The following is a 20,270-nucleotide window of genomic DNA, read 5'->3' on the forward strand; positions in this document are numbered from 1 at the left end:
TCTTTGGAGCCGCCAATAGACGATGGGAGAGAATTTAGACGGGCACGTCGGTTCGACGGTGGTTACGGCCCAGTGTTGCGTAATTGCGAATTGGATATAAATTAATTCGGTGTTTTGCAACACCAGATCGTCAGTCAAGCGACTCGATCACCATCACAGAGCCATCCGGTAGTTCATCCATAGTCTCCCGAATCCGCCGCAACTGCCCGTTGAGTAACTGTTCGGCATCCTCGATCAGTTCATTCATGCGTTCCTCACTCGGCGTGCTCGATCCCTCTACTGCACCGATGACCTCTTGAGTGAGATCGTGGTCGGGATACTCGGACTGAAGTTTGCTAGCGAGTTCTTCAAGTCGTTCGTAGAGTTCGAAGGGGTTCTCCGCCTCGTCAAGAAGTTGCTCTACGTCGTCAACGCTCGGCGGCTGAGATCGACTGAGCATCTCGCTCACGTCGGTTGTGACCGGATGATTCGGACTCTCTTCCTCGAGTCGGCTTGACGCATCACGAAGTTGAGACCAGAGCGATGCCTCGCCGTCAGATGCTTCGAGGAGTCGCCGTGCCCGTTCGTATCGCTTCGCTTGCTGAACGACCGTCGAGTCGACGAGGTCTTCCTCTGAGAACGAGTCACCGTTCCACGCCGTCTCGAAGAGATCATAGAGATCGTCGATGGTTACACCGCCGAATTCGACGGCGACGCGGTCAGCAGTTTCCTTGCTGCTCCCATCGTGAGCGTAGAGCCACGTCGCGAGACTGGAGACTACGCTCTCGGGTTCCTCGTCCGATGGCGACTCTCCCGTGATGCGTTCGTACTGCTCGCGGACGACGGTTCGTCTGTGAGCGTCGGCTTCGTCAATCGTTGCTCGGAGCCGATCGGCATCAGGCACTTTATCCCCACCGACGATCGCTTGCATCTCCCCCGTGATTTCCGCACCGGGGTAGAGCCGCTGCATCTCCGTCGTTCGCTGGCTGAACTGCTCCCAGAGAGAGTCGCCATCCTCAACCGACCGGAAGAGTCCTCTTGCCCGAGCGAAGCGCTCGGACTGCTGTGCGATCTCGTCGGACGCAAAGTCGTCTGTTTCGAGAGATTCGCCTCCGAGTGCGGGCTGGAGAGCCGTTTCGAGTTCGTCCAGCGAAGCGCCTTCACCGAACTCTCTGCTGACGCCTCGCAAGATGCGTTTCACCAGCACGCTGTTCTCGTCCACCCAGTTAGCCAACTCCGAGAGCCACGCGTCGGGATCGGTTCCGTCCGGCTCCTCACCGATCAGCGTCTCGACGGTTTCCCGAATCTGGTCGGGATTGATTCCATCCAGTGACTCGAAGCGAACCTGTACGTCGGTCAGATTCGTCTTGTTTCTGACTGCTCGGCCGATCTCGTTCGGCTCGGTAATGTACTCGTCGTCTCTACGTAGCGCAATTTCGTTTGCTGTTGCAAGTGTGATCAGCAGGGCCGAAATCGATTCTTGCGGAGTCCCGCAATACGTGCCTCCACGCTGGACAGTTTGGGCAAGCAAGTCCTCAGCACGAAGCGATTGGGTGTCCTCGTGCTCGTCGAGGAACTCTTGACACCAGCCGTCGGCGAGTTCGGCGCGGTCGGTATCCACACCGAGCGTGACTGCGTCCTCGCTCGAAAGCGGCCAGTCGTCGACGCCGCGGAAGAACTTCGCCATCTGCTTGGCGTCCTTGACTTCCGTGATTCCGTTGGTTAGGACAAAACGCGTCCCACTGAACACAGACTGGACTTGCGTTTCCACGACCTGCTCGAACACGTCCTCGTATCGTCCTCTCGTCCCACCCGTCCGAACGTAGACGTCCGCTTCCTCGAGTTGCTCGCGAATCGCCGATTCGAGCGCCCGCTGTTCGTCACGGTGGTCGGACTCCAAGTCCGGATACGTTTCCGTTTCCTCTGACAGCACCTCCTGCATGCCCATCACGTCCCGCAGGCGGTTGATCGTCGATCCCTGTAGATCGACGGCGATGAGGACGTGCTCGCCCCCGTCCCGGCCTTCGTTCGTCGACTGCCATGCATCAACCTGATCGCCAACCTCCTCGTCGCGGCCCGCGACCAGCCGCACACGCACGGCGTCAAACTCCGGCGTCGGTGCTTGCTCGATAGGGTCGAGAACAGAGTAGCCGAACCGGAGTGGGACTTTGCGCTCCCCCTCGAGATCCACCTCGTGTCGACTGCCCTCAGAGAGCAGAAGGTTGCTTCCCTCCCGAAGGGAGTTCTCCAACTTGGCCGAAAGCCGATGCGACGGGATCTGTTGTGCACGGGTCTTCGCTCGCGTCAGAATGTCCTCCTGTTCCTCGGAGACCAGCAGGTACTCCTCGTCACCGCGGTCGTTCGTCTCCGTTAGCACCTTCCGATCCTCGAGGAGGTCGGAGAGCGCCGATTCGACATCGCTTCGGACGGAGTCGAACGACTCGTCAGTCGACTTGACCATCAGCCGGGCGAGGTTCGCCGGCGTCGACGGCACTTCGGAACGCACCTGATTCAGCAGGTACAGCGCCTTCGCAACGCGAACCGAGAACGCGTCTTCGTCGCCGCCAGCCGAGGGGACGAGCTTGTTCTCGACCATCTCCTGCACCCAGAGCGGGATGTAGGTTGTCTCTTCGACCAGCAGGTCGTACAGCTCGTCCCACGTGACGAGCGCTCCGACCTGCTTGTCTCCCCACTCGAACCGCGTGAACAGCGAGCGGACGAGGATGAGCAACGCCCGACCCTGCACGTACTCTTCTTCGGTCACGCGTCCACGTGGCATCAGTTGCTGAATCACCGTCCGGAGCAACCCGAGATCGTACTCGCGGAATGGGTATGACTCGACTGCGTCCGGGTCGGCGCCGGCAATATCGGAGTATGCGTCGAGCGTGAGGTCGGGCATCTCCCGGAGAGCGGACTCGACGGCCTGTCCACCCTCGGCGTCCTTCTGCAGCCACCGCTTCCGAACGATTATCTCGGTGTCGGCGCCCTCCAGCGGTTCTTGAGCCCCGTACCACGGTTGCTCCGTGACTTTGGTATCGTCGAACTCGCCGTGGATACGCTCGATCGGATACTGTCCAGTCCCGATGACTGGCGGGTTGGGCCCGACACCCAACTCCGTCAGCGCTTCCATCGTCTCTTGGAGCTCTCTGTAGCGATGGCGGCCATCGCCGATGAACAGCGCCACCTCGTCGAGTCCGATCAGCAACTCCGTCTCGGTCTCTGGTGTGCTCAGCGACTCTTGGGCCGTTTCGACGCGCTCGACGAGTTCGTCGGGGTCGAACTCGTCGGGATCGACTTCCTCGATGGCGTCGTCGATCGACTGCTTGACCTCCTCCTGAGACGCGAACGGTGAGTCATCGAGTGTCGGAACGGCTTCGTAGAGCCAGCTCCGCAGTGACGCCCGCTCGTCGTACACATCTTCGAACGTCTGTCCGTCGTGCTCGACTTCCTGTAGTCGCTCCCAGCAGTCACCGTGGTTCATGTCGAGCTGCCACGCCCACTCGAGCAGCCAATTCGGGTCGGTGGGATACCCGAGCTCGCGGCCGATTGCCTCGTAAATGAGGTAGGGGAGTGGCGGTTCCTGTGACGCGTCCCGGTTGAGGAGGTTCAGGAAGACGGGTTTCAGGCGGTCGACGTGAGAGTTGGCGACGCTCTGTCGGAACGACTGGAAGCCCGGCCATCGATTTGCCAACTCTTCTCCGAGGTCGGCGAACTCCGATTCGGTGTCGGCAGCGAACCCGATGAGTTTCAGGAGGTGCGTCTTCCCCGACCCGAACGTCGCGGAGATGTAGAGGAAGCGCGGTTCTTCGTGTGGGTACTTGTCGACGAGGTTCCCGAGCGTGGTGAGCACATCGCGAGCGCTGTCGGTCTCGTAGAACTCGCGGACGTCGTTTTCTGCCTGCGCTCTGGCGTTGACCTTCTGGACTTCCTCGAGCTCGCGAGTCGGTGACTGCTGGAAGATGTCGTGAATGTGTATGTCGCTCATTGGAGATGCACCCCCTTAACTCGGCCTTCGATCTGGTGGGCCGGGTAGTAGTTGCGTGATTCCTCGCCGAAGAAGTTCAGATTGCCACCATAGATGTCTCCGGGGAACGGAATGCCGATTGTAGACTGGACGTTGCGGCGGTCGAGTTCGTCGAGCAGTTCCGACGCACGCGTGAACGGGTAGAGGCTCCCGAGGTGCGTGAGGAGAACGACGTGTCGCTGCTGGGCTGGTGCATCGATTTTCTCGACCATAACTGCGACGAGTTCCTCCGCTAATCGGTCTTGCATCGTCTCAGTGATCGTCGCGGGTTGGCTGTTCTCGCCGAGGTCAACCGCGAGTTCGAAGACATCGGTTTCGACGAACAGCTCGTCCAGTCGAAGGACTTGGACGGTTCCGTCATCTGGGAACTCCTCGGTACGATGCGGGTTCGCCGCCCACTCGGTGAGCCGTTCGGCAACCCGGTGCTCGTACTTCGGCTGGACGGGGACGATTACGAACGGGTTTCGGATGCCGCGTCGTCCGTCGGCGAACTGTGCGAGTCGCTCCGTGAAGTCGTGGAAGGGACGGTTGGTCGTCATCGGATGATCACCCCCGTCTCAGTCCGCTCGATACTGAGATCATGGCGTTCGACGAGCCGTTCCAGTTCCGAGTCCAGCGATTCGCGATCCGACGGAAGAACCCCGATCGCCGTGATGTCTGTGGGAGACTGATCCCCAACGAGTGCCTGTAGCTCCTCGAACGTATCTCGTAATTCGTCGATGTCGCTACCGGCAACCACAGCGAGGGGTTCGCTGTCGAGCAGTGTGTTCGTTGCTCGAATGAAGTCATCAGCCTCGGTGTTGGTCGTTCCGCCAGTCACCGTCGATACCGCGTCCGAGACATCGTCGTACCACGATGCGGCCCGACGGAGGGGTGTGATGTATTCGCTCTCGAAGGCCGGCCGAACGTTCGACTCAAACTCATTTGCGGGCTGAATCCACGGATGCTCCTGTAACTCGTCGACGAACGCATCGACCCCGGTTTCCGTTCGGAACGAGTCCCACGCGGTCTCGATCGCCTCGTCGAGGGCCGGCGAGGTAGTTTGAGCGTCGTTGAACCGATCCCAGCCATCGTGTGTCCACCATTCACCCTCGTAACCGCCGATGCTCTCGCGAAGCGTCTGGCTGGCCGTTTCGACCTCTTCGGTCAGCCAGTCGTACGACTGCTGGGCAAGAGTCAACTGCGAGTCAATTCGTGTGAGCGCGGGGAGGCGCAAACTCCACACTTCCTCGGCGTCGTCGTACCACTCCCGAGCGTCGTTGGTTGCTTCGACGACATCCTCCCAGTCGGTATCACGTGATTTGACAGCCTCTCGTCGGTCGATCGCACTCTGCTGCTCGGCTTCAAGCGCTTCCACGAACGACTCGAGGAGGTTGCGAACGACGCGTGTTTGGATGTCACTCTCGGCGACCAGTCTGACGTCTTCTACGAGACTACCGAGTCGACCCGCGAGCGTGTCGTTCGCGGACTGGAGCCTGACGATTCCGTCCGGAATCGTCTCCGTCGAGTCCATGAATCCTCCCTCGCGGAGGATCTTTCCTACACTGTCACCTTTCGCAATCTTCAGACGCGTCGTCGTCAGTTTGTTCAGGTCGATTACATCGTCGAGTTCGAGGGAGTTACCTGTCTCGTCGATAGGAAGGAAGTCTCCCTTCCGGCAGAGGCCCCAGATAATCGCACACAGCGCGGGGCGAGCGTCCTCGTAGATCGGCTTCTTTTCGATGATTCCGTCAAGGATCGTCGCCATCGCGAGATTCCCGCCGCGTTGCTTCAACTGTCGGCCGGTGAATGCACGCACGTTGTTCTGGATCGACCCCTCGTGCGTTTCGGGGTCTTCTGTCGCGACATCGATCTGCTGGGCCCACGTAGGGAGCGGATCTTGTGCGGAAAGTCCACGGAGCTCCTGTAAGTGCTCATCGCCGACCTGCAGCATTACGGGGTGGAAGTCGTCGGGGTAGTTGACGTCGAGATACTCCTCGACTCCCGAAACCATACCCCCGATCTGATCGCCACGATCCTTGACGTCGAATGTCCCACTCTTGAGCGCCTCGACGAGTTTGCTCTGGACGCGAGCTGCGCGGTCGGAGAGGTCACGCTCGACGGACTGTGGGAGCGTGTGGTCTCCGACGGCATCTCTGAGCGACCACCACTCGATGAGGCTATCACGGAGATCGTCGAGTCCGTCCTGTCCGATCGTCCATTCGAGCGGGTCGCCGTCGTAGCTGATGTCTGCTGCGGCGGGAGAAATCCCTTCGACGGCGACCTCGACATCGAGGGCGTCCTCAGCGTCGACGGTTGTATCGAGTTCGATCCCGTCGATACTGAATTCGTAGCGAACCGGATACTGCTCGCCGGTGTCTGGGTACTCAGCCGATGTCGGGAGTGAGAGGTCGCGCACGATGTCCTCCCAGAGATACCCGTCCACGGCTTCGATGATGGACTGCCAGTCCGGGTTGTCGAGGTTTTCCTCGGAGGCTTCGATGATCTCGCGCTCCTCCGGATGAGTGAACGCGTACTTCGGCCCGGTTTCGTCGTGCGTCGGCCGGATGAACTTTCGAAGCCGTTGGAGCGAGTCCTCGACGCGGTTCTCCATCTGGAACTGAGTCGGGCCGTCGAGGTCACTCAACACGGCGACTGCGAGATTCCGCTCGGACATCGGAATCGTATCCGGAATGTGCTGGAGGAGCAACACCGCCTTCGCGACATCCACGTCGATCTCCTCCAGTTCGCCTGCTTCGTGCTGTTCCTCAATCTCCTCAATGACCCCCACGTCCTGTGGCGTGATGTCATCGAGTTCGGGTTCGATGAGGTCGTAGAAGTCGACCAGCGAAATGACGTTGGTCTCCTCGCCAGCCTCTATCCACTCTTGGAGGAGTCCGTGAACGAGAGCCAGAATCGCCCGTGCAGTTCCCGAGAAGATCGACTTCGCCGGGTCGTGTGCTGCCTGCCGGAGGTTCGAGAGGATCTCGAGGAACAGCGGTGGCTGATACGGAAGGAACGGATAGAACTCGACAAGGCGCTCACGGTCGATGTTGTCGAGCGGTGGTTCGGTGTTCTGTTCGATGCCCGAGTACACGAGTAACGTCTCGGGCTCGTTGCTGGTTCGGTCGAGGACGCGTTCCGTATCCTCCTTCCCGTCCACCGTCTTTTTGAGCAACCGCTGGGTCGATATTTCGCCGACGTGTCGACTCGGAAGGCCAAACCGGTGCGGAAACCGATCCTTGACGATGCTGAAGTCGGCACCACGAGCCGCGAACTGCGGCTGGACGTCCTCGATTTTGGCCTGTGCCGTCGCCACCAGTTGGATGTCGCCGTCACCGGTCTCATCGACGCTCTCCGCGAGGGTCTGCAGCTCGGTGAGGCGGTCGAAGTCCGTCCCGATGAAGAGGCTGACCTCGTCGAGCAGTAGTACGAGTTTGACTGGACGGCCGAGCTCCTCTTCGCGATCACTCCGCAACTGTTCGAGACGCTCGACCATCGCTTGTGGGTCGAGATCCGACGGCATCAGGTCGTCCAAACCATCCACCGTGCCGGTCTCCTGCTCGAAGAGCGTGGGAAGAACGGCGTCCGCGAGAGCGTTGTACTGCTGAACGTCTTCCCAATCGTATTTCTCGGGGGTATTAACCGTACTCCGAAGTGCTGTTTGGGTGTTGGTCGTCCGGTCATCCCACGCGTCGGTCGTCCGGTACCAGTCCTCGAAGAATGCGACGTCGAGCTGCGACGAGAGCCCCCCATCGGCACCGGTGAGCCGTGCCGACGTGTGAGCACTGCGGAGGACAATCTCGCTGAAGCTCAGTTTCTTCTGGCCCTGATGCTTCAGGAGGTTCACCGAGATCGGGATGACCTCGTACTCATCGTGTATCGATGACCACGTGGACTCGAGTGTCTCCAGCTCACGACCATCGGTTAGCTGTTCCCAGACATCCTCGCGCTCTCGAAGCCATTCGCTATCCAGCAAGCCGCGAAGCACGCTGAGGAGGTGGCTCTTCCCGCTCCCATAGTACCCGTAGAGCCAGTAGTTCGCGCCCGACCGCATATCCTCGGAACGGCCGAGTAGGCGCGAGAAGAAGTCGGACATGAAGTCTTCGGACTCCTCCGTCACGTGGTAGGTATCAATCGATTCCAGTCGGTGATCGCGACCGTCATCCTCGCGGTCGATACGGACGGACTCCTCGAAATCGCTCCCAACATCGGCAGCGAACCAGTTCTCGTCAGTCATACTTCTCCCTCCCACGGTTCGGCCCAGTCGTATGTATCGTCCACCGGCTGGAGTCTCAGCTCACCGTGAATCCCGCTCGCTTCCCAGTTCGGATCGTCACTCACTCGTTCGGCCAAGGAGTCCCAGTACTGTTCCGACTGAAATAGGTAGAGCCAGCCAGTCGGCTGAGAGAGCCATTCGTCCCCGTGAACCTCCCACGAGTAACCTGACGCAACGAGCAGAGGCGTCATACCGAGGTTGGGGATTTGGCCTTTAAGCGCCTGCTGTGTGTCGAGAACACCGATCTCTCGCATCACCGATCGGAGCCCTTCTCCCCATCGACGCGTCGTCGATTCTGCATAGTCGAACTCACTTCCGTCGTCGTAGTGAAACTCGTTCAGGAGACGCTCGACCGTCTCCTGCTCGAAATCCAAACCGTCGACACCGGACTCCTGAATCCGGTCGACGTACCGGTGAACGGTGTACTTCACGAGAGGGTCGTCCTCCAGCAAGTAGAAGTACAGTACTTGCGCTTTGTCGCGCATCGTCTCACACTGGTCGAGGACAGAAGGTAGTTGGACGATCGATGGAAGTTCGCTACCAGCGGTCTTGAACCGGGAACTGAGAGCGCGGTAGATTCCCTTCGAACTTCCACGCGTACTGCGCTCGTCGAAGCGTTCTTCAATCCATTTCTGTTCGACGACCGTCCAGTCTCGATGTTGGGCGTACAGCCGAGCGAGTATCTCTGCTCTATCCACGAGAAGTCCGCATCTAGTGAGAGCCATCGACACCTCGTCGTGAGAAAATGTCGAGTCGAGCGACGGTAGGGAAGTTCCCCTCCCGTCGGTGCGGAGAGTCATATCTCATCTCGAACCATCCACACCACTTAGTTGATATGGATAACCTGATCACGAGGAGGGCAACCTCGACCTCTAATATCGGTTAGTTTAGCTGGAGTGAATGTCGCTGACTGGATAATTCGGACTTCACACGCTCTGCTCATGAACGAATTACGGAAATTCCCGGAAACCTGGGTCTTCCACAAACCGAACCACGATACTGCGCGGGAATTACCACAGGTCAGAGAGGGCCAATTGAGTCGTCTCCGGAAACAACCCAATCACGTTTTTAGTACTAGCCAGAAAACCGGTCTATCAAGCAACGATGATCCGCGATGCTCGCGTCCTTCGTGCCGGCTTCGTACCACGAGAAATTGAGCATCGCGACGCCGAGGTCAATCATCTTTCCAGCGTTCTCGAGCCCATCACAAACGGCAAACCTGCCGATTCGGCTGTCGTAACTGGACCCAGCGGGGCCGGCAAAACCTGCATCGCGAAATTCGTCACTGAACGCCTTCGTGAGGAAGCGCTAGATATTGAGAGTACCTATGTGAATTGCTGGCGCAACTACACCCGGTTCCGCACGCTCTACCAGATTCTCGACGATCTCGGCGCGACCATCGACATCCACCGCCAGTCGACGCCCCACGACGAACTCGTCGACCGCCTCCAACAATACGACGGCCCGCGAACGGTCGTCATCCTCGACGAGGTCGACCAGCTCGAAGACCCCAGCGTCATCTACGACCTCCACAGCCTCCCGCAGTTCGCGATCATCTGCATCGCGAACAAGGAAGAGGAGCTGTTCAGCCGCGTCGACGACCGCCTCGTGAGCCGGCTGCGCTCCAGCGAGCACGTCCGGATGGACAAGTACCACGACGAGCAGCTGTACGACATTCTGAGTGCGCGGGCAAAGTGGGGACTCGATGAGGACGTCATCACCGACGACCAACTCTACCGGATCGCCGATGCGGCCGCCGGCGACGCCCGCCTCGCAATCGGCATCCTTCGAACGGCCGCCAGCACGGCCGACCGCGAAAATCAGGAACAAATTACTGACGACATCCTCCGCGACTCGGCCGACGACGCCCGTGCCCAGATCAAACAGCGAAGCCTCGATTCGCTCACGCCCCATCAGCGGGCAGTCTACGATATCGTTCGCGAGCACGGCCCGGTCGGACCAAGCGAGATTCACGAACGCTACACAGAGGAGGTTGACGACCCACGGACGAAACGGACCGTCCGGACGTACCTCTCGAAAATGGAGCAATACAATCTCGTCGAGGCGGAGGGGACGAGTCGGGACCGAGAGTACTCACTCGTCGATTCAGCGGCTGCGTCACCGATGCAGTGACCGTATGAGGGTCGCATACGCACATCCCGCAGGTAGCCGACCTAGGCGGAAATTCTATGTATTGGTATCTCTTTAGAGATAGCTAGAACGGGTAACGCCAGCGTGAGCAAGACGCAATTTCAATAATGAACGAGTTAATGGATGCCACAGCTGCGAAAATTGTGTTAGCAGTTCAGCGCGGCGATTCTATCAACCGTATCGCGAGCAAGATCGACGTCTCGTACTCGTGGGTGTACGACTGGGTTGAGCGGTTAGATGACACAAATGTTATCGCTAATACCGATAATGGAATCCAGATCGTCGATCACGAGATGCGCCAGCAGTACGCCGAGATGATGGCTGCGTTGTACAGCCGCGACACCATCTCGCAGGAAGACGCGTACGTCATTCCACACTTCGCCGGAATGGAGTTCGCGTACACGGAAATTGACGCAGCATACGTCTGGACACACGGCGGCTTCCAGATTGCGCGGAGCCACGACGACTATCCGGTGTTCATCGACGTGCACGACCGTGACGTCGAACGGTGGCTTGCGTTCTTCCAGCAGTTTGGCGTCGCCACGACGATCAACGAGCGCCCGGACGCCAGCGATATCGACGGGAACGTTCACTACGTGTTGTTCCCCAAGACCGGCGAAATCGACGCTGAGTGGGTCGACGGTAACCCCGTCATCCCGTTGGACGAGACCGTCAGCCAGATGATGGAGAATCGGCCAGCGTACGAGCCTGCCTTGGAGATCATCGCCGACGAGTACGACAGGGACATCGATGCGGCACATCACAGTGCCATGAGTGCGAACGAACAGATGGAATGAGTCTTCCCGAGCGACAATCCGAGCTGATTGATACGCATCGCGCGGTCCAGGATGCCGAACTGCCGTATGTTCTCGTTGGCGGATGGGCAGTATCCGCGTTCCAAACACGGTTCACGACCGATATCGACACCGTGATTCCGGACACTGCACTCGACGACTACGACATCCTCCTTCGTGACCTCGGATACGAGAAACAGTTCGAGCAAGACGTCTCGAACGAGTACAACGGGCGAATGATTCAGTACACAAAGGACGTCGGAGCGAACACCGTCAAGTTCGAAGCACTCGTGGATGCGATGGGATGTCGACAGACGGACGCAGAGTGGTCGTACCGCTATCTGCACGAACACAGTACCATCGAATCACTTGACGTCGCCGAAGACCTCGACGGGCGAATCCCGGAACCAGCCCTGCTCTTCGCGATGAAACTCCACAGCGGGCGAAAGGCCGATACCCGTGACCTCGTCGTGATTAGCTTGCGTGCGGATTTCGACCGCATCGAGCGACACGTCCATCGGGGCGACCCGGAGAAGCTCGATAGACAGATCGAGATGGTCCTGAACCGACTCGAAGAGGATGGGTTCGAAGACTCGTTCAAGGGCGTCTTTCAACAAGAGGAACTGCCAGCAGACGCAGTTGACAGCCTCGTTTCGTTCCTGGCCGAGCAGCGAAACAAACTGTAATATATTAACCAACAGAATACGCAAAAACTCGTTTTGTTGGTTAACTCTCCAATACGGGGAAACTCAGTTCTGGAAACGTTCTCGGAAACCATTAGCTATCCACAGAAACTCGACGACTGGGAACAAGTTTCCCACCTGTCTCGTGCCTTCCCTGAAACGCGGAAGCGCCACGCCGCGGCTTATCGGGAACGTAGACAACTAGTCGAGTATGGGAGAACACGCAACATCGAACCGATTGACAATAGACCAACCGACACGGGATGCTGACCGCAATCGGTCCCTCGCTGACCAGGCCGATCCAGCTACGGACGGGATGTTGTTGCCGTCACTCGGCGACGGCATCACGCTGCTCGACGTCGAGGGAGGCCGCGGCGTCCCAATCCTGCAGTCGCTCGTACTCGACCACCTCCTCCTGCACGACGGGCCCGCCTTCTGGGTCGACGCAAACGGCCACGCGACGACGACGACACTCGCCCAGATCGCCCCTAGCCAGCGGTTGCTCAACCGAATCCACGTCGCCCGCGGGTTCACTGCCTACCAGCACTACGGCACCGTCTGTGATCTCCCGGCAGCGGTGAACAAGTCGATCCAGATGTCCACCACCGACGCCGGGGTGGCCGGTCGAGGGGCACCAGGTCGTGACGAGGACACGTCGCCCCACACCCCCGCCCTCATCGTCGTGCCGGCCGTCGACGCCCAGTACCGCGCCGACGATACCCTCGGCGAAACCCACGCGAAAACCCTCCAGGCCCGCACCCTCGCCCGGTTGGCGACCTACGCCGACGGATACGACATCCCGGTGCTCGTTACGCGAAACGAACGAAACGAATTCACCGAGTCAGTCGCGACGGTCGCCGACCACCACCTGGAGTGCGAGCAGACGCGGATGGGGCCACGGGTCGTCGGCAAAGACTTCGAGACGCTCGTCTATCCCGTCGACGACGGCGCGTACTACCAGACGACGTTCGCGTACTGGCGGCAGCTGCTCGCGGCACGCGCCACGCAGGTCGGCGTGGAACCGACGACGCCGGCGCCGTCGACGCCGACTCCGGAGGGTGTCGGGACGAGCGTCACCGCTGACGGTGAGACCGTGTCGGCCACCGCGGACCCCTTGCTCGATGCGTGGACGGCGAGCGGTACAGGAGGGCGATAGCGATGGGGCGTACGAACCCAACCTACCGAGATGCGCTGCGGGCCATCGAAGAGCGATGGACGGAGTTCCGGCGGGCACTGCGGCGTCGCGACCAGCCGCGCTTCGACCGGCTATTCGAGTACGCCCGCAAGCACGCCGACGCGAGCGGCCTGTTGAACCACCAGAACCCGCTACTGCCGGCGCTGCTCAGCATCGATCTCGAACAGGAGGGCCGCCTCGACGACCACGAGGAACGCCTATCAGAGCTTGAGCAACGGCTTTCTGAAACTGTGATCGAACAGCAGCAATCGTCCGCCGAAGGTACCACTGGAGGTGTAGAATGACGGAGTTGACGACGATTGCCTTCGATATCGAAACGACGGGATTTCAGACCGGTGATGAACTCACAGTAGTTGGGTTCGATTCAGCGGTCTCGTCGCGGGTATTACTCCATACCGGGACGACACCAGAAGCAGGCCTCGCAGATCGGCTCAGCGATGCCCTCCAGACACCGGTACAGCTCTCACTCCATGACAACGAACAGGAACTCCTGAACGAACTAGCGACGTTCGTCACGTCGACACTCACCCAACGAGATGCAAAGCTCGTCGCATACAACGGTGAGCGGTGGAACGGAGGATTCGACCTCCCGTTCCTTCGCACACGGCTCTGTACGCACGGGCTCGACTGGCCGTTTGGCACGTTGCCATACGTCGACATGATGGATGTCTTCGAGACACGCTTCAATACGAGTGAAGACACACTGAGTGGCGTCTACGAGGAACTGATCGGCGCCGGATTGAACGACCTGGATCCATTCACCGACAGTAGCGAGGCAGTCACCGCATGGAAGGATGGCGCCTACGAGCCACTCATCACTCACAACGTCGCCGATATCCGACGGACTCGAGCGTTGATGGAGCTTGCAGAACGGTATTGCTCGAAGTCGGATTTCTCGATGAAATCGCTCGAACCAATCGTGTGAGGGCTAGTTGTACCCGTTCGAAAACACGAGTCCCCCGCCAGTTGGATAAGGAAGACACGCCCATCGTCTAAGAGTGAGCTATGGCGGGTTCTCAGCGTCGTTGATTCCCTCGAACGTCTCGTTGGTATAGGCGTATCGCCATCGTTGGAGAATCGCTCGTGTCACAAGGCCGGTCTCGGACACAGCAATACAGGATTCCTCGACGGGACGACTGGGAGCGTCAGGTGGTGGATGGAAGTGTCGTCTCGGCGCGTCCGGTTTCGGGTGGCAATCGAACCGGAAGTTCTGATTCCGGTCGTCCGTGTAGTGGACCGCATAGTTTTCGGTGAGACTCCACCGGATGTCGATCCGAGCAGTTGACGCTGCACCGACTCCATCAGACAACTCGACCGAGAGTGTCTGTGGATTCAGCGGGTCGTCTAGTGAGGCTGTCTCGGCCAGCGGTTCCTGCTCCATGATCAGGTCTCGAATCTCGCGCAACGCTCCGGCGTCAATCGGTCCAAATATCTCGGATTGCTCGACCGGGTGAGAATGTCCAGAAGAGGTCTCGTCGCCGGTCATACGACGACGGATGCATCGTCATCGCTCTCATCGTCGGTATCTGTGCCAGTAAGGTGGCCGGTATTGCTTGCTTCACCGATTGCGAGTGTTGCTTGTGCGAGTGCGAGGTTGCGTCGCGTCGTTTGCCATTCTGTGAGGAGGGCACCGTAGTCGCTATCGACGTCGTCGACGTCTCGTTCACGGGCGAATTCTTCGGGTGAATCAACACCATACTCCTCACGCCATTCCTGTATCTGCGCCTTCATATCAGCAACCCCGGACGCGATCTCTTCCGGGGACAGTTCCGCGAGCAGCGACTGTGCATGTTCGGTGACAATCGCTGTTTCCGATCGTCGGTAACACGTCGTCTGCCCGTCTTGGGAGGTCGTTACTTCGCCAGCGCTTTCGAGCGTTCGCAAGTGCTTTCGTGCCGTGGTTGCCGAGACGCGGGCGCGGTCGGCGATCTCGCCGGCGGACGCAGGGTTGTAGGTAGTGCGGATGATTTCGTACACTCGTTCAAACGGCGTCGTCTCCTCAATCCATTCTTCTTCCACGACATCGTTTACATCGCGGTGTTCGGTCCCTCCATCAGGGATCATTCGACCGGCCGGGGCCATCTCCTCGGACATGATATACCAAACAACGGGAAGGCAGCATAATAATCTGTGGGACAATATTTTGTTCGCTTGGCTGCCTACTGCCGTTCCCACAGCGTTTCGATCCACTCTTCGACGTAAACTCGCCATTTAGGTTGGGATGTCCCTAGTTCCACAGAGGAAACGAAGCTAGTGCGGAATCGCCGTTGGCCTTGGTGAGGGGTTCGATGTATTGCTCAGGCAGGACGGCTATCGTCGAGCGAGCGATAGTCGCTATCGAGGAACTGCTCGGCGTTGCCGATCGCGGGCAATACGGACTAGAGGTTGATCGAGGTTTGGGCCAGTAGATCCACGACGCGCTTGAACACAGGGAACGTCTCTCGGGTGGACGCGAATAGGAGTTACACGCCCAAGCCCATCGCTTCGATCTGTTCTTGATAGCGGTTGCGGATGGTGACTTCGGTGACGTTCGCGATGTCGGCGACTTCGCGCTGGGTCTTTTTCTCGTTGCAGAGGAGGCTTGCCGCGTAGATGGCGGCGGCGGCAAATCCGGATGGTGATTTTCCGGAGAGTAATCCTTGTTCGGCGGAGGTGTCGATGATTTCGCGGGCCTTCGCGATGGTTTCCTCAGAAAGGTCGAGGTCGCTCGCGAAACGAGGGAGGTACTCCTTGGGGTCGGTTGGCTGAATTTCGAGGGAGAGTTCCTGGGCGACATAGCGATACGTCCGTCCAATCTCCTTCTGGTCGATGCGGGCGACTTCCGTCACTTCCTCGAGGGTTCGCGGGATGCCCTCCTGGCGGCAGGCGGCGTAGAGACAGGCAGTCGCGACGCCCTCAATAGAGCGCCCACGGATGAGGTCCTCCTTGAGCGCGCGCCGATAGATGACCGATGCGACCTCCCGCACCGACCGTGGGACGCCAAGCGCGGAGGCCATACGGTCGATCTCCGACAGCGCGAACTGGAGGTTGCGTTCGCCCGCGTCCTTCGTGCGGATGCGCTCCTGCCATTTGCGGAGGCGGTGCATCTGGTTGCGTTTCTTCGCGTCAAGTGAGCGACCGTAGGCGTCCTTGTCCTTCCAGTCGATCTGGGTCGTGAGCCCCTTATCGTGCATCGTCTTCGTCGTCGGCGCGCCCACGCGTGATTTCTCGTCGCGCTCCGAGGAGTTGAACGCCCGCCACTCCGGGCCGTGATCAATTTGGTCGTCCTCAAGAACAAGCCCGCAATCCTCACAGACTCGTTCGCTCTGGTCGGTGATCACGTTGGCTGAGTTGCACTCCGGACACTGCTGTGTCTCGTCGTTCGTTTGTGCTTGCTCACGCGATTCCGTTTCACGTTCCCGAGTCGCCCGTTCCATTCACCATATGACAATCTAGTAAGCATATATAGGCCTTTGCTTGTCATCGGCCAAACAGAGCCAGATTACAGTGCAGATTCACATATATCGAGAGCTGGTGCCGTCACGCCAAACCGGCATCCTGGAAACAAGCTGGAAATTAGTCCGACAGACGCTAACCACGAACTTCGGCGGCGTGCGGAGTAATCCCTCCCTTCTCCGAAATCCGGAATCGACACGCCATCGGCTATGAGACAGCGCCGTGTTTCCGGAGAATGGGGAGTTGGAAAATGCCATTTACCATCGACTTTCTGGACGACGGCCGCGTCCTGGAGTGGGAGGCAACCGCCGACGGCGCCGTCGCGACCAAGCGCGATGACTACACCCCACGCTTCTACGTCGCCGCTCGCGACCCAGCGGCCGACCTCGACCTCACGACACTCCAGTCAGTGTACGACCAGCACCCGGACATCGTCGCGACCGAAATGGTTGCGCGACGCCCCGGCTTTCGACGAGACGAGGAGGCCGTTCTCGCGGTCGATGTCTCCCACATCGACCGCGTCACCCCACTCGCCCGGCAGGCACGCCAGTTGTCAGACTATCCAGTCGGGGATCTCGCCTGTTTCAACGTCGACTTCTCGCGAGAGTTCCGGTACTGTCTGGAGACCGGCGCCGATCCGACGCCGGCAAGCGAGTTGTCGACGCTCCGGCTCAGCGTTCCGGTGACCGAAACGAGCAACGACGTCTACGAGAAACTGTCCGTCGTCGGCGACGCCGTCACCGGGACGTAGTTCCTGCAAGTGCCGTCGTTGACACAGGAAGCCCCGCCCTCAAGGAGCGATCCACGGTAGTGGCGAGCGAGTAGGGTGGGGTAGTTCACTGTGGCGACCTCATCATAGACTCGTTCGCTTACAGCCGATTCGTATTTAGGCGAAACGCTTTTGCACACTACTCAAACAACGAAGTAATGAGTCCCTCCGACCAGCCGCCAAGCGAGCTCGAATCCGTTCGGGAGCGACTCAACGTCGTCACCCAGGAGACGCGATTCGCGCTTCTCCAGGACATCCTCGGGCATCCGTCGGAACTACCGACGCTAAAGGAACTTGACTACGTCAACCCGAGCAAGAGCCGGACGACGATTCGCCAGCACCTCCAGCAGCTCGTCGACGCCGGCGTCATCGAGGAAGTGCTTCTGCCCGAGGACCGTCGGAAAAATGATCGTCCGTACAAGTTCTTCGGGATTAGCGAGAGCGGCCGGCAATTCCTTGAGGAACACAAGCTCCTCCGGCCACAAGATACGCTTCGAGAGATATACGACCGCGTAGAGAAGACCGAGGACATCAAACGGTACGAGACAGCACCTCGACCCGAGCGCTGACCGCGGTGAACTGAATAGGTTGGGAATATTTCGACAGACCAGCCAGTCAACAGTTCGTTCGGTAGGACACGTCACAGCGGTTACTCCACCATGTCCGCTGTTCTGTCGATGGAGATGGCTACCCCACTATGTCCGCAGTAACTTACCGATACAGCCTCTCAACCCAGCGTTCCTCTACTTCACGCACCAAACCCGTCCAAAATCTGTTTCGTTGGTCATCGAAACCTACGACGCCTCGTACTACGAGACGCAACTGGTCAGAGCGGTCGAGAGCGTGCTTTCACCGCTCGGATGGAACCGAACGGAGATCCACCGGGAACTCGCTGAGACTCGAGACACGAGTTTGTCTGCGTGCATCGATGAAGATTAACCAACAATATTGAGAAATCGAGAGTGTGTTGGTTAAATCAGGGGAGCATGTCTGGACTTTCTCGTCCAGAAGTGGATCGAGATGGGGTTCAGTGAGAAGCAGGAGGATTACCAACTCAAAGATAGGACGAGAATTTGTTCAAGTAACGCTTCAGGAATAGATAGAATACATACGTACATCGGGCCTACAGATTTAGAGGGGAAGAATAACAATCATTCAGTTCAAAAACTCGATAAGGAATATGTACGATCTCACAGGATTTCAGCGAGACCTCCTCTACGTCATCGCCGGCTTAGATGAACCACATGGGCTCGCAGTGAATCGCCTCGGGGTCAAGCCCCGAGGCTTCCCGTTTCCACGACGCGCTTTGCAGACACACGCTGAAAGTCAGGTGTGTCCGTAGGGAGCGCAGTCTCCACGGGCGTATCTTCGGGCCATCCCAGCCCTAGTTCAGAAAAGCCGCGTTGAAGGACGTTCATCGCCGCGTTCGCGTCCCTGTCCGTCTCGAATCCGCACGACGGACAGGAGTGTTCCCGTACCCAGATGGACTTCGCTGTCTCCACCCCACACGACGCACATTCCTTGGTGGTGCCTCGCGCTTCGATCTGCTTGACGTGACAGCCGTACAGGTCGGCTTTGTATTCGAGGAGGGTGATGAACTGTCGCCACGCCGCGTCCTGCTTGTTGCGAGCGTTGTGCGACTGTTCCAACATTCTCTTCACGTCCAAATCCTCGACAAACACCGCGTCGTACTCACGGACGAGCCACGTCGTAATCTTGTGCTGGTAGTCCAGCACCTTCCGTTTGATATGACGCTTGACCTTCGCCACTTCCCGACGCTGTTTCTCGTAGTTGTTCGACCCTTGCTCCTTCCGTGAGAGTTTGCGTTGCTCGCGTTGGAGTCGGTCGTATTCGTCTTCGAGGTCGAGCCAATCCACCGTCTTGCCGTCGCTGGTGTGGACGTAGTTCTGGATTCCGAGGTCAATCCCGACGCTGTTACTCGCGTCGAGCGAGTCTACGTCGGGTTTCTCGGGTAAGTCAGCGTCGTCGGTTTCGAGACCGAATGAGACGAACCAGTCACCGGTCGTCTCTTTTTTGAACGTGACTTCTTTGATGTCCGCTTTGTCGGAGATGTCGCGGTGGTAGCGTATTTTGATGTCGCCGATTTTGGAGAGCCAGAGTGTCGCGTGTCGGCCACTCGTGTTTTTGAGTTCGAAGCCGGACTGCGAGTACGTCATACTCTGGAACCCCCTCGGTGACTTCCATTTGAGCTTCCCCACCTTGTTCCCGTTCTGTTTCTGCTCGGAAAGGCCGTCGAGGTTCTGGTAGAACCGTGTGACGGTTCGTTGCAGAGCCTTCGAGTTGACTTCCGAGAAGACGGGGAACTCGTCTTTCCAGTCAGGAAGTCGGTAGTGGTGTTTGTACGCGGAACCGATGTCATCAGCGTCTACGTTCTCGTACTCGTACAGGGTGTAGTTGTACGCTTGGCGATGAATGTCGATGTGACGTTCCAGTTCAGCCGCTACCTCTTGTGTTGGGTATGCGGGGTAGCGGTGACTGTACTCCATCGCTGTCTCTTGATTAGCGATGTTTCCACTTAATGGTTTGTACCCCTGCCTATCGGATTCAACCCCGGGGTCAAGCCCCGGGGCATTCTCCTAGACCGCTTGTAAAAGACGAACTCGAGGAGTACTACGAGTCCGAGATTCACCACGGCCGCCTCTATCCGAATCTCGATACACTCGTCGACAAAGGTTTGGTCGACAAGGGGGAGCTCGACCAGCGAACAAACGTCTACACAGTAACGCGGCGTGGCGAGCGAGAAATTGCAGCCCGCCGTGAGTGGGAGAATCAGTATATCGACCTAGAGGAGTAGACGATAGCAAGCGAGTTCTGAGAGGAAGTAGCGCTGCTTAACCAACGAAAGGACTGCCCACGGAACCGCTCTCTTACTGCAGGATGGTTTAACCAACAGAACCTCGATAATACAGAAGTTGTTGGTTAAGTTCGGGGCGGTTCAATACGAATCGTCGGAATACGGAT

Annotated in this window: 15 protein-coding genes and 3 pseudogenes; 10 read left to right on the plus strand and 8 right to left on the minus strand. The window is 58.7% G+C overall.

Going from position 1 to position 20,270, the window contains the following annotated elements; all coding sequences use genetic code 11:
- Positions 1-130: 130 nt before the first annotated feature.
- From AVZ66_RS14305 to AVZ66_RS14320, 4 genes are read right to left on the minus strand one after another with little or no spacing between them, the layout of a single operon-like run.
- Positions 131-3,964 (minus strand): hypothetical protein, encoded by a 3,834-nt coding sequence (locus AVZ66_RS14305; RefSeq protein WP_058984838.1) that lies wholly within the window; start codon positions 3,962-3,964, stop codon positions 131-133.
- Positions 3,961-4,542, minus strand: a complete 582-nt coding sequence (locus tag AVZ66_RS14310; RefSeq protein WP_058984839.1) for a BREX protein BrxB domain-containing protein — start codon at positions 4,540-4,542, stop codon at positions 3,961-3,963. The genes AVZ66_RS14305 and AVZ66_RS14310 overlap by 4 nt, the downstream gene beginning before the upstream one ends.
- Positions 4,539-8,222 carry a hypothetical protein gene (locus AVZ66_RS14315; protein WP_058984840.1) on the minus strand — a complete coding sequence of 1,228 codons (3,684 nt, stop codon included), beginning with the start codon at positions 8,220-8,222 and terminating at the stop codon, positions 4,539-4,541. Before AVZ66_RS14315 ends, AVZ66_RS14310 begins: the two co-directional genes overlap by 4 nt.
- Positions 8,219-9,061: a BrxA family protein gene (locus tag AVZ66_RS14320; RefSeq protein ID WP_058984841.1), complete on the minus strand. Its 843-nt coding sequence runs from the start codon at positions 9,059-9,061 to the stop codon at positions 8,219-8,221. Before AVZ66_RS14320 ends, AVZ66_RS14315 begins: the two co-directional genes overlap by 4 nt.
- A 304-nt stretch (positions 9,062-9,365) precedes the next feature.
- On the opposite strand from AVZ66_RS14320, the gene AVZ66_RS14325 reads away from it, so the two are divergent.
- The 6 genes from AVZ66_RS14325 to AVZ66_RS14350 all read left to right on the plus strand — a co-directional run bounded on the left by AVZ66_RS14325 (position 9,366) and on the right by AVZ66_RS14350 (position 14,009).
- Positions 9,366-10,394, plus strand: coding sequence for a Cdc6/Cdc18 family protein (locus tag AVZ66_RS14325; RefSeq protein WP_058984842.1), 1,029 nt, complete (start codon positions 9,366-9,368; stop codon positions 10,392-10,394).
- Positions 10,395-10,531: 137 nt separating this feature from the next.
- Positions 10,532-11,209 (plus strand): helix-turn-helix domain-containing protein, encoded by a 678-nt coding sequence (locus tag AVZ66_RS14330; protein WP_082678906.1) that lies wholly within the window; start codon positions 10,532-10,534, stop codon positions 11,207-11,209.
- Positions 11,206-11,892 (plus strand): hypothetical protein, encoded by a 687-nt coding sequence (locus tag AVZ66_RS14335; RefSeq protein WP_058984844.1) that lies wholly within the window; start codon positions 11,206-11,208, stop codon positions 11,890-11,892. The genes AVZ66_RS14330 and AVZ66_RS14335 overlap by 4 nt, the downstream gene beginning before the upstream one ends.
- A 313-nt stretch (positions 11,893-12,205) precedes the next feature.
- On the plus strand, positions 12,206-13,045 hold the full coding sequence (locus tag AVZ66_RS14340; protein ID WP_058984845.1) for a hypothetical protein: 840 nt from the start codon (positions 12,206-12,208) through the stop codon (positions 13,043-13,045).
- A 2-nt stretch (positions 13,046-13,047) separates the two neighbouring features.
- The gene (locus AVZ66_RS14345) at positions 13,048-13,368 is read left to right on the plus strand and encodes a hypothetical protein (protein ID WP_058984846.1); all 321 of its coding nucleotides are present in this window, start codon (positions 13,048-13,050) and stop codon (positions 13,366-13,368) included.
- Complete coding sequence (locus tag AVZ66_RS14350) at positions 13,365-14,009, plus strand: ribonuclease H-like domain-containing protein (protein ID WP_058984847.1); 645 nt, start codon at positions 13,365-13,367, stop codon at positions 14,007-14,009. The genes AVZ66_RS14345 and AVZ66_RS14350 overlap by 4 nt, the downstream gene beginning before the upstream one ends.
- A gap of 78 nt (positions 14,010-14,087) precedes the next feature.
- Here AVZ66_RS14350 and AVZ66_RS15835 read toward each other — a convergent pair whose 3' ends face one another.
- The 3 genes from AVZ66_RS15835 to AVZ66_RS14360 form a co-directional block, all read right to left on the minus strand.
- Positions 14,088-14,570 (minus strand): hypothetical protein, encoded by a 483-nt coding sequence (locus tag AVZ66_RS15835; protein WP_082678891.1) that lies wholly within the window; start codon positions 14,568-14,570, stop codon positions 14,088-14,090.
- The gene (locus AVZ66_RS14355; protein WP_197407807.1) at positions 14,567-15,178 is read right to left on the minus strand and encodes a winged helix-turn-helix domain-containing protein; all 612 of its coding nucleotides are present in this window, start codon (positions 15,176-15,178) and stop codon (positions 14,567-14,569) included. The genes AVZ66_RS15835 and AVZ66_RS14355 overlap by 4 nt, the downstream gene beginning before the upstream one ends.
- Before the next feature lie 368 nt (positions 15,179-15,546).
- A complete protein-coding gene (locus AVZ66_RS14360) occupies positions 15,547-16,500 on the minus strand; it encodes a transcription initiation factor IIB family protein (RefSeq protein WP_058984848.1) in 954 nt (317 codons plus the stop codon).
- 269 nt (positions 16,501-16,769) lie between these two features.
- On the opposite strand from AVZ66_RS14360, the pseudogene AVZ66_RS14365 reads away from it, so the two are divergent.
- From AVZ66_RS14365 to AVZ66_RS15845, 3 genes and pseudogenes are all read left to right on the plus strand, one after another.
- A pseudogene (locus AVZ66_RS14365) lies at positions 16,770-17,267 on the plus strand (DNA polymerase I); the annotation flags it as partial.
- A gap of 179 nt (positions 17,268-17,446) precedes the next feature.
- Entirely contained in the window at positions 17,447-17,857 is a 411-nt protein-coding gene (locus AVZ66_RS14370) for a helix-turn-helix domain-containing protein (RefSeq protein WP_058984850.1), read from the plus strand.
- Between the two features lie 611 nt (positions 17,858-18,468).
- Positions 18,469-18,546: pseudogene (locus AVZ66_RS15845) on the plus strand (PadR family transcriptional regulator); the annotation flags it as partial.
- 13 nt (positions 18,547-18,559) lie between these two features.
- On the opposite strand, the gene AVZ66_RS14375 reads toward AVZ66_RS15845, so the two are convergent.
- The gene (locus tag AVZ66_RS14375; RefSeq protein WP_058984851.1) at positions 18,560-19,795 is read right to left on the minus strand and encodes an RNA-guided endonuclease TnpB family protein; all 1,236 of its coding nucleotides are present in this window, start codon (positions 19,793-19,795) and stop codon (positions 18,560-18,562) included.
- Between the two features lie 101 nt (positions 19,796-19,896).
- On the opposite strand from AVZ66_RS14375, the pseudogene AVZ66_RS15850 reads away from it, so the two are divergent.
- A pseudogene (locus AVZ66_RS15850) lies at positions 19,897-20,103 on the plus strand (helix-turn-helix transcriptional regulator); the annotation flags it as partial.
- Between the last annotated feature and the right edge of the window lie 167 nt (positions 20,104-20,270).

Source organism: Halobacterium sp. CBA1132, assembly GCF_001485535.1.
Lineage (GTDB): Archaea > Halobacteriota > Halobacteria > Halobacteriales > Halobacteriaceae > Halobacterium.

Excerpts from the sequence above, each read along its gene's own strand:
- AVZ66_RS14315 (WP_058984840.1), bottom strand. The coding sequence starts at position 8,222 with ATGACTGACGAGAACTGGTTCGCTGCCGATGTTGGGAGCGATTTCGAG.
- AVZ66_RS14320 (WP_058984841.1), bottom strand. The coding sequence starts at position 9,061 with ATGACTCTCCGCACCGACGGGAGGGGAACTTCCCTACCGTCGCTCGAC.
- AVZ66_RS14355 (WP_197407807.1), bottom strand. The coding sequence starts at position 15,178 with ATGTCCGAGGAGATGGCCCCGGCCGGTCGAATGATCCCTGATGGAGGG.
- AVZ66_RS14370 (WP_058984850.1), top strand. The coding sequence starts at position 17,447 with ATGAGTCCCTCCGACCAGCCGCCAAGCGAGCTCGAATCCGTTCGGGAG.
- AVZ66_RS14330 (WP_082678906.1), top strand. The coding sequence starts at position 10,532 with ATGGATGCCACAGCTGCGAAAATTGTGTTAGCAGTTCAGCGCGGCGAT.
- AVZ66_RS14335 (WP_058984844.1), top strand. The coding sequence starts at position 11,206 with ATGAGTCTTCCCGAGCGACAATCCGAGCTGATTGATACGCATCGCGCG.
- AVZ66_RS14325 (WP_058984842.1), top strand. The coding sequence starts at position 9,366 with ATGATCCGCGATGCTCGCGTCCTTCGTGCCGGCTTCGTACCACGAGAA.
- AVZ66_RS14310 (WP_058984839.1), bottom strand. The coding sequence starts at position 4,542 with ATGACGACCAACCGTCCCTTCCACGACTTCACGGAGCGACTCGCACAG.
- AVZ66_RS14345 (WP_058984846.1), top strand. The coding sequence starts at position 13,048 with ATGGGGCGTACGAACCCAACCTACCGAGATGCGCTGCGGGCCATCGAA.
- AVZ66_RS14375 (WP_058984851.1), bottom strand. The coding sequence starts at position 19,795 with ATGGAGTACAGTCACCGCTACCCCGCATACCCAACACAAGAGGTAGCG.
- AVZ66_RS14350 (WP_058984847.1), top strand. The coding sequence starts at position 13,365 with ATGACGGAGTTGACGACGATTGCCTTCGATATCGAAACGACGGGATTT.
- AVZ66_RS15835 (WP_082678891.1), bottom strand. The coding sequence starts at position 14,570 with ATGACCGGCGACGAGACCTCTTCTGGACATTCTCACCCGGTCGAGCAA.
- AVZ66_RS14340 (WP_058984845.1), top strand. The coding sequence starts at position 12,206 with ATGTTGTTGCCGTCACTCGGCGACGGCATCACGCTGCTCGACGTCGAG.
- AVZ66_RS14360 (WP_058984848.1), bottom strand. The coding sequence starts at position 16,500 with ATGGAACGGGCGACTCGGGAACGTGAAACGGAATCGCGTGAGCAAGCA.
- AVZ66_RS14305 (WP_058984838.1), bottom strand. The coding sequence starts at position 3,964 with ATGAGCGACATACACATTCACGACATCTTCCAGCAGTCACCGACTCGC.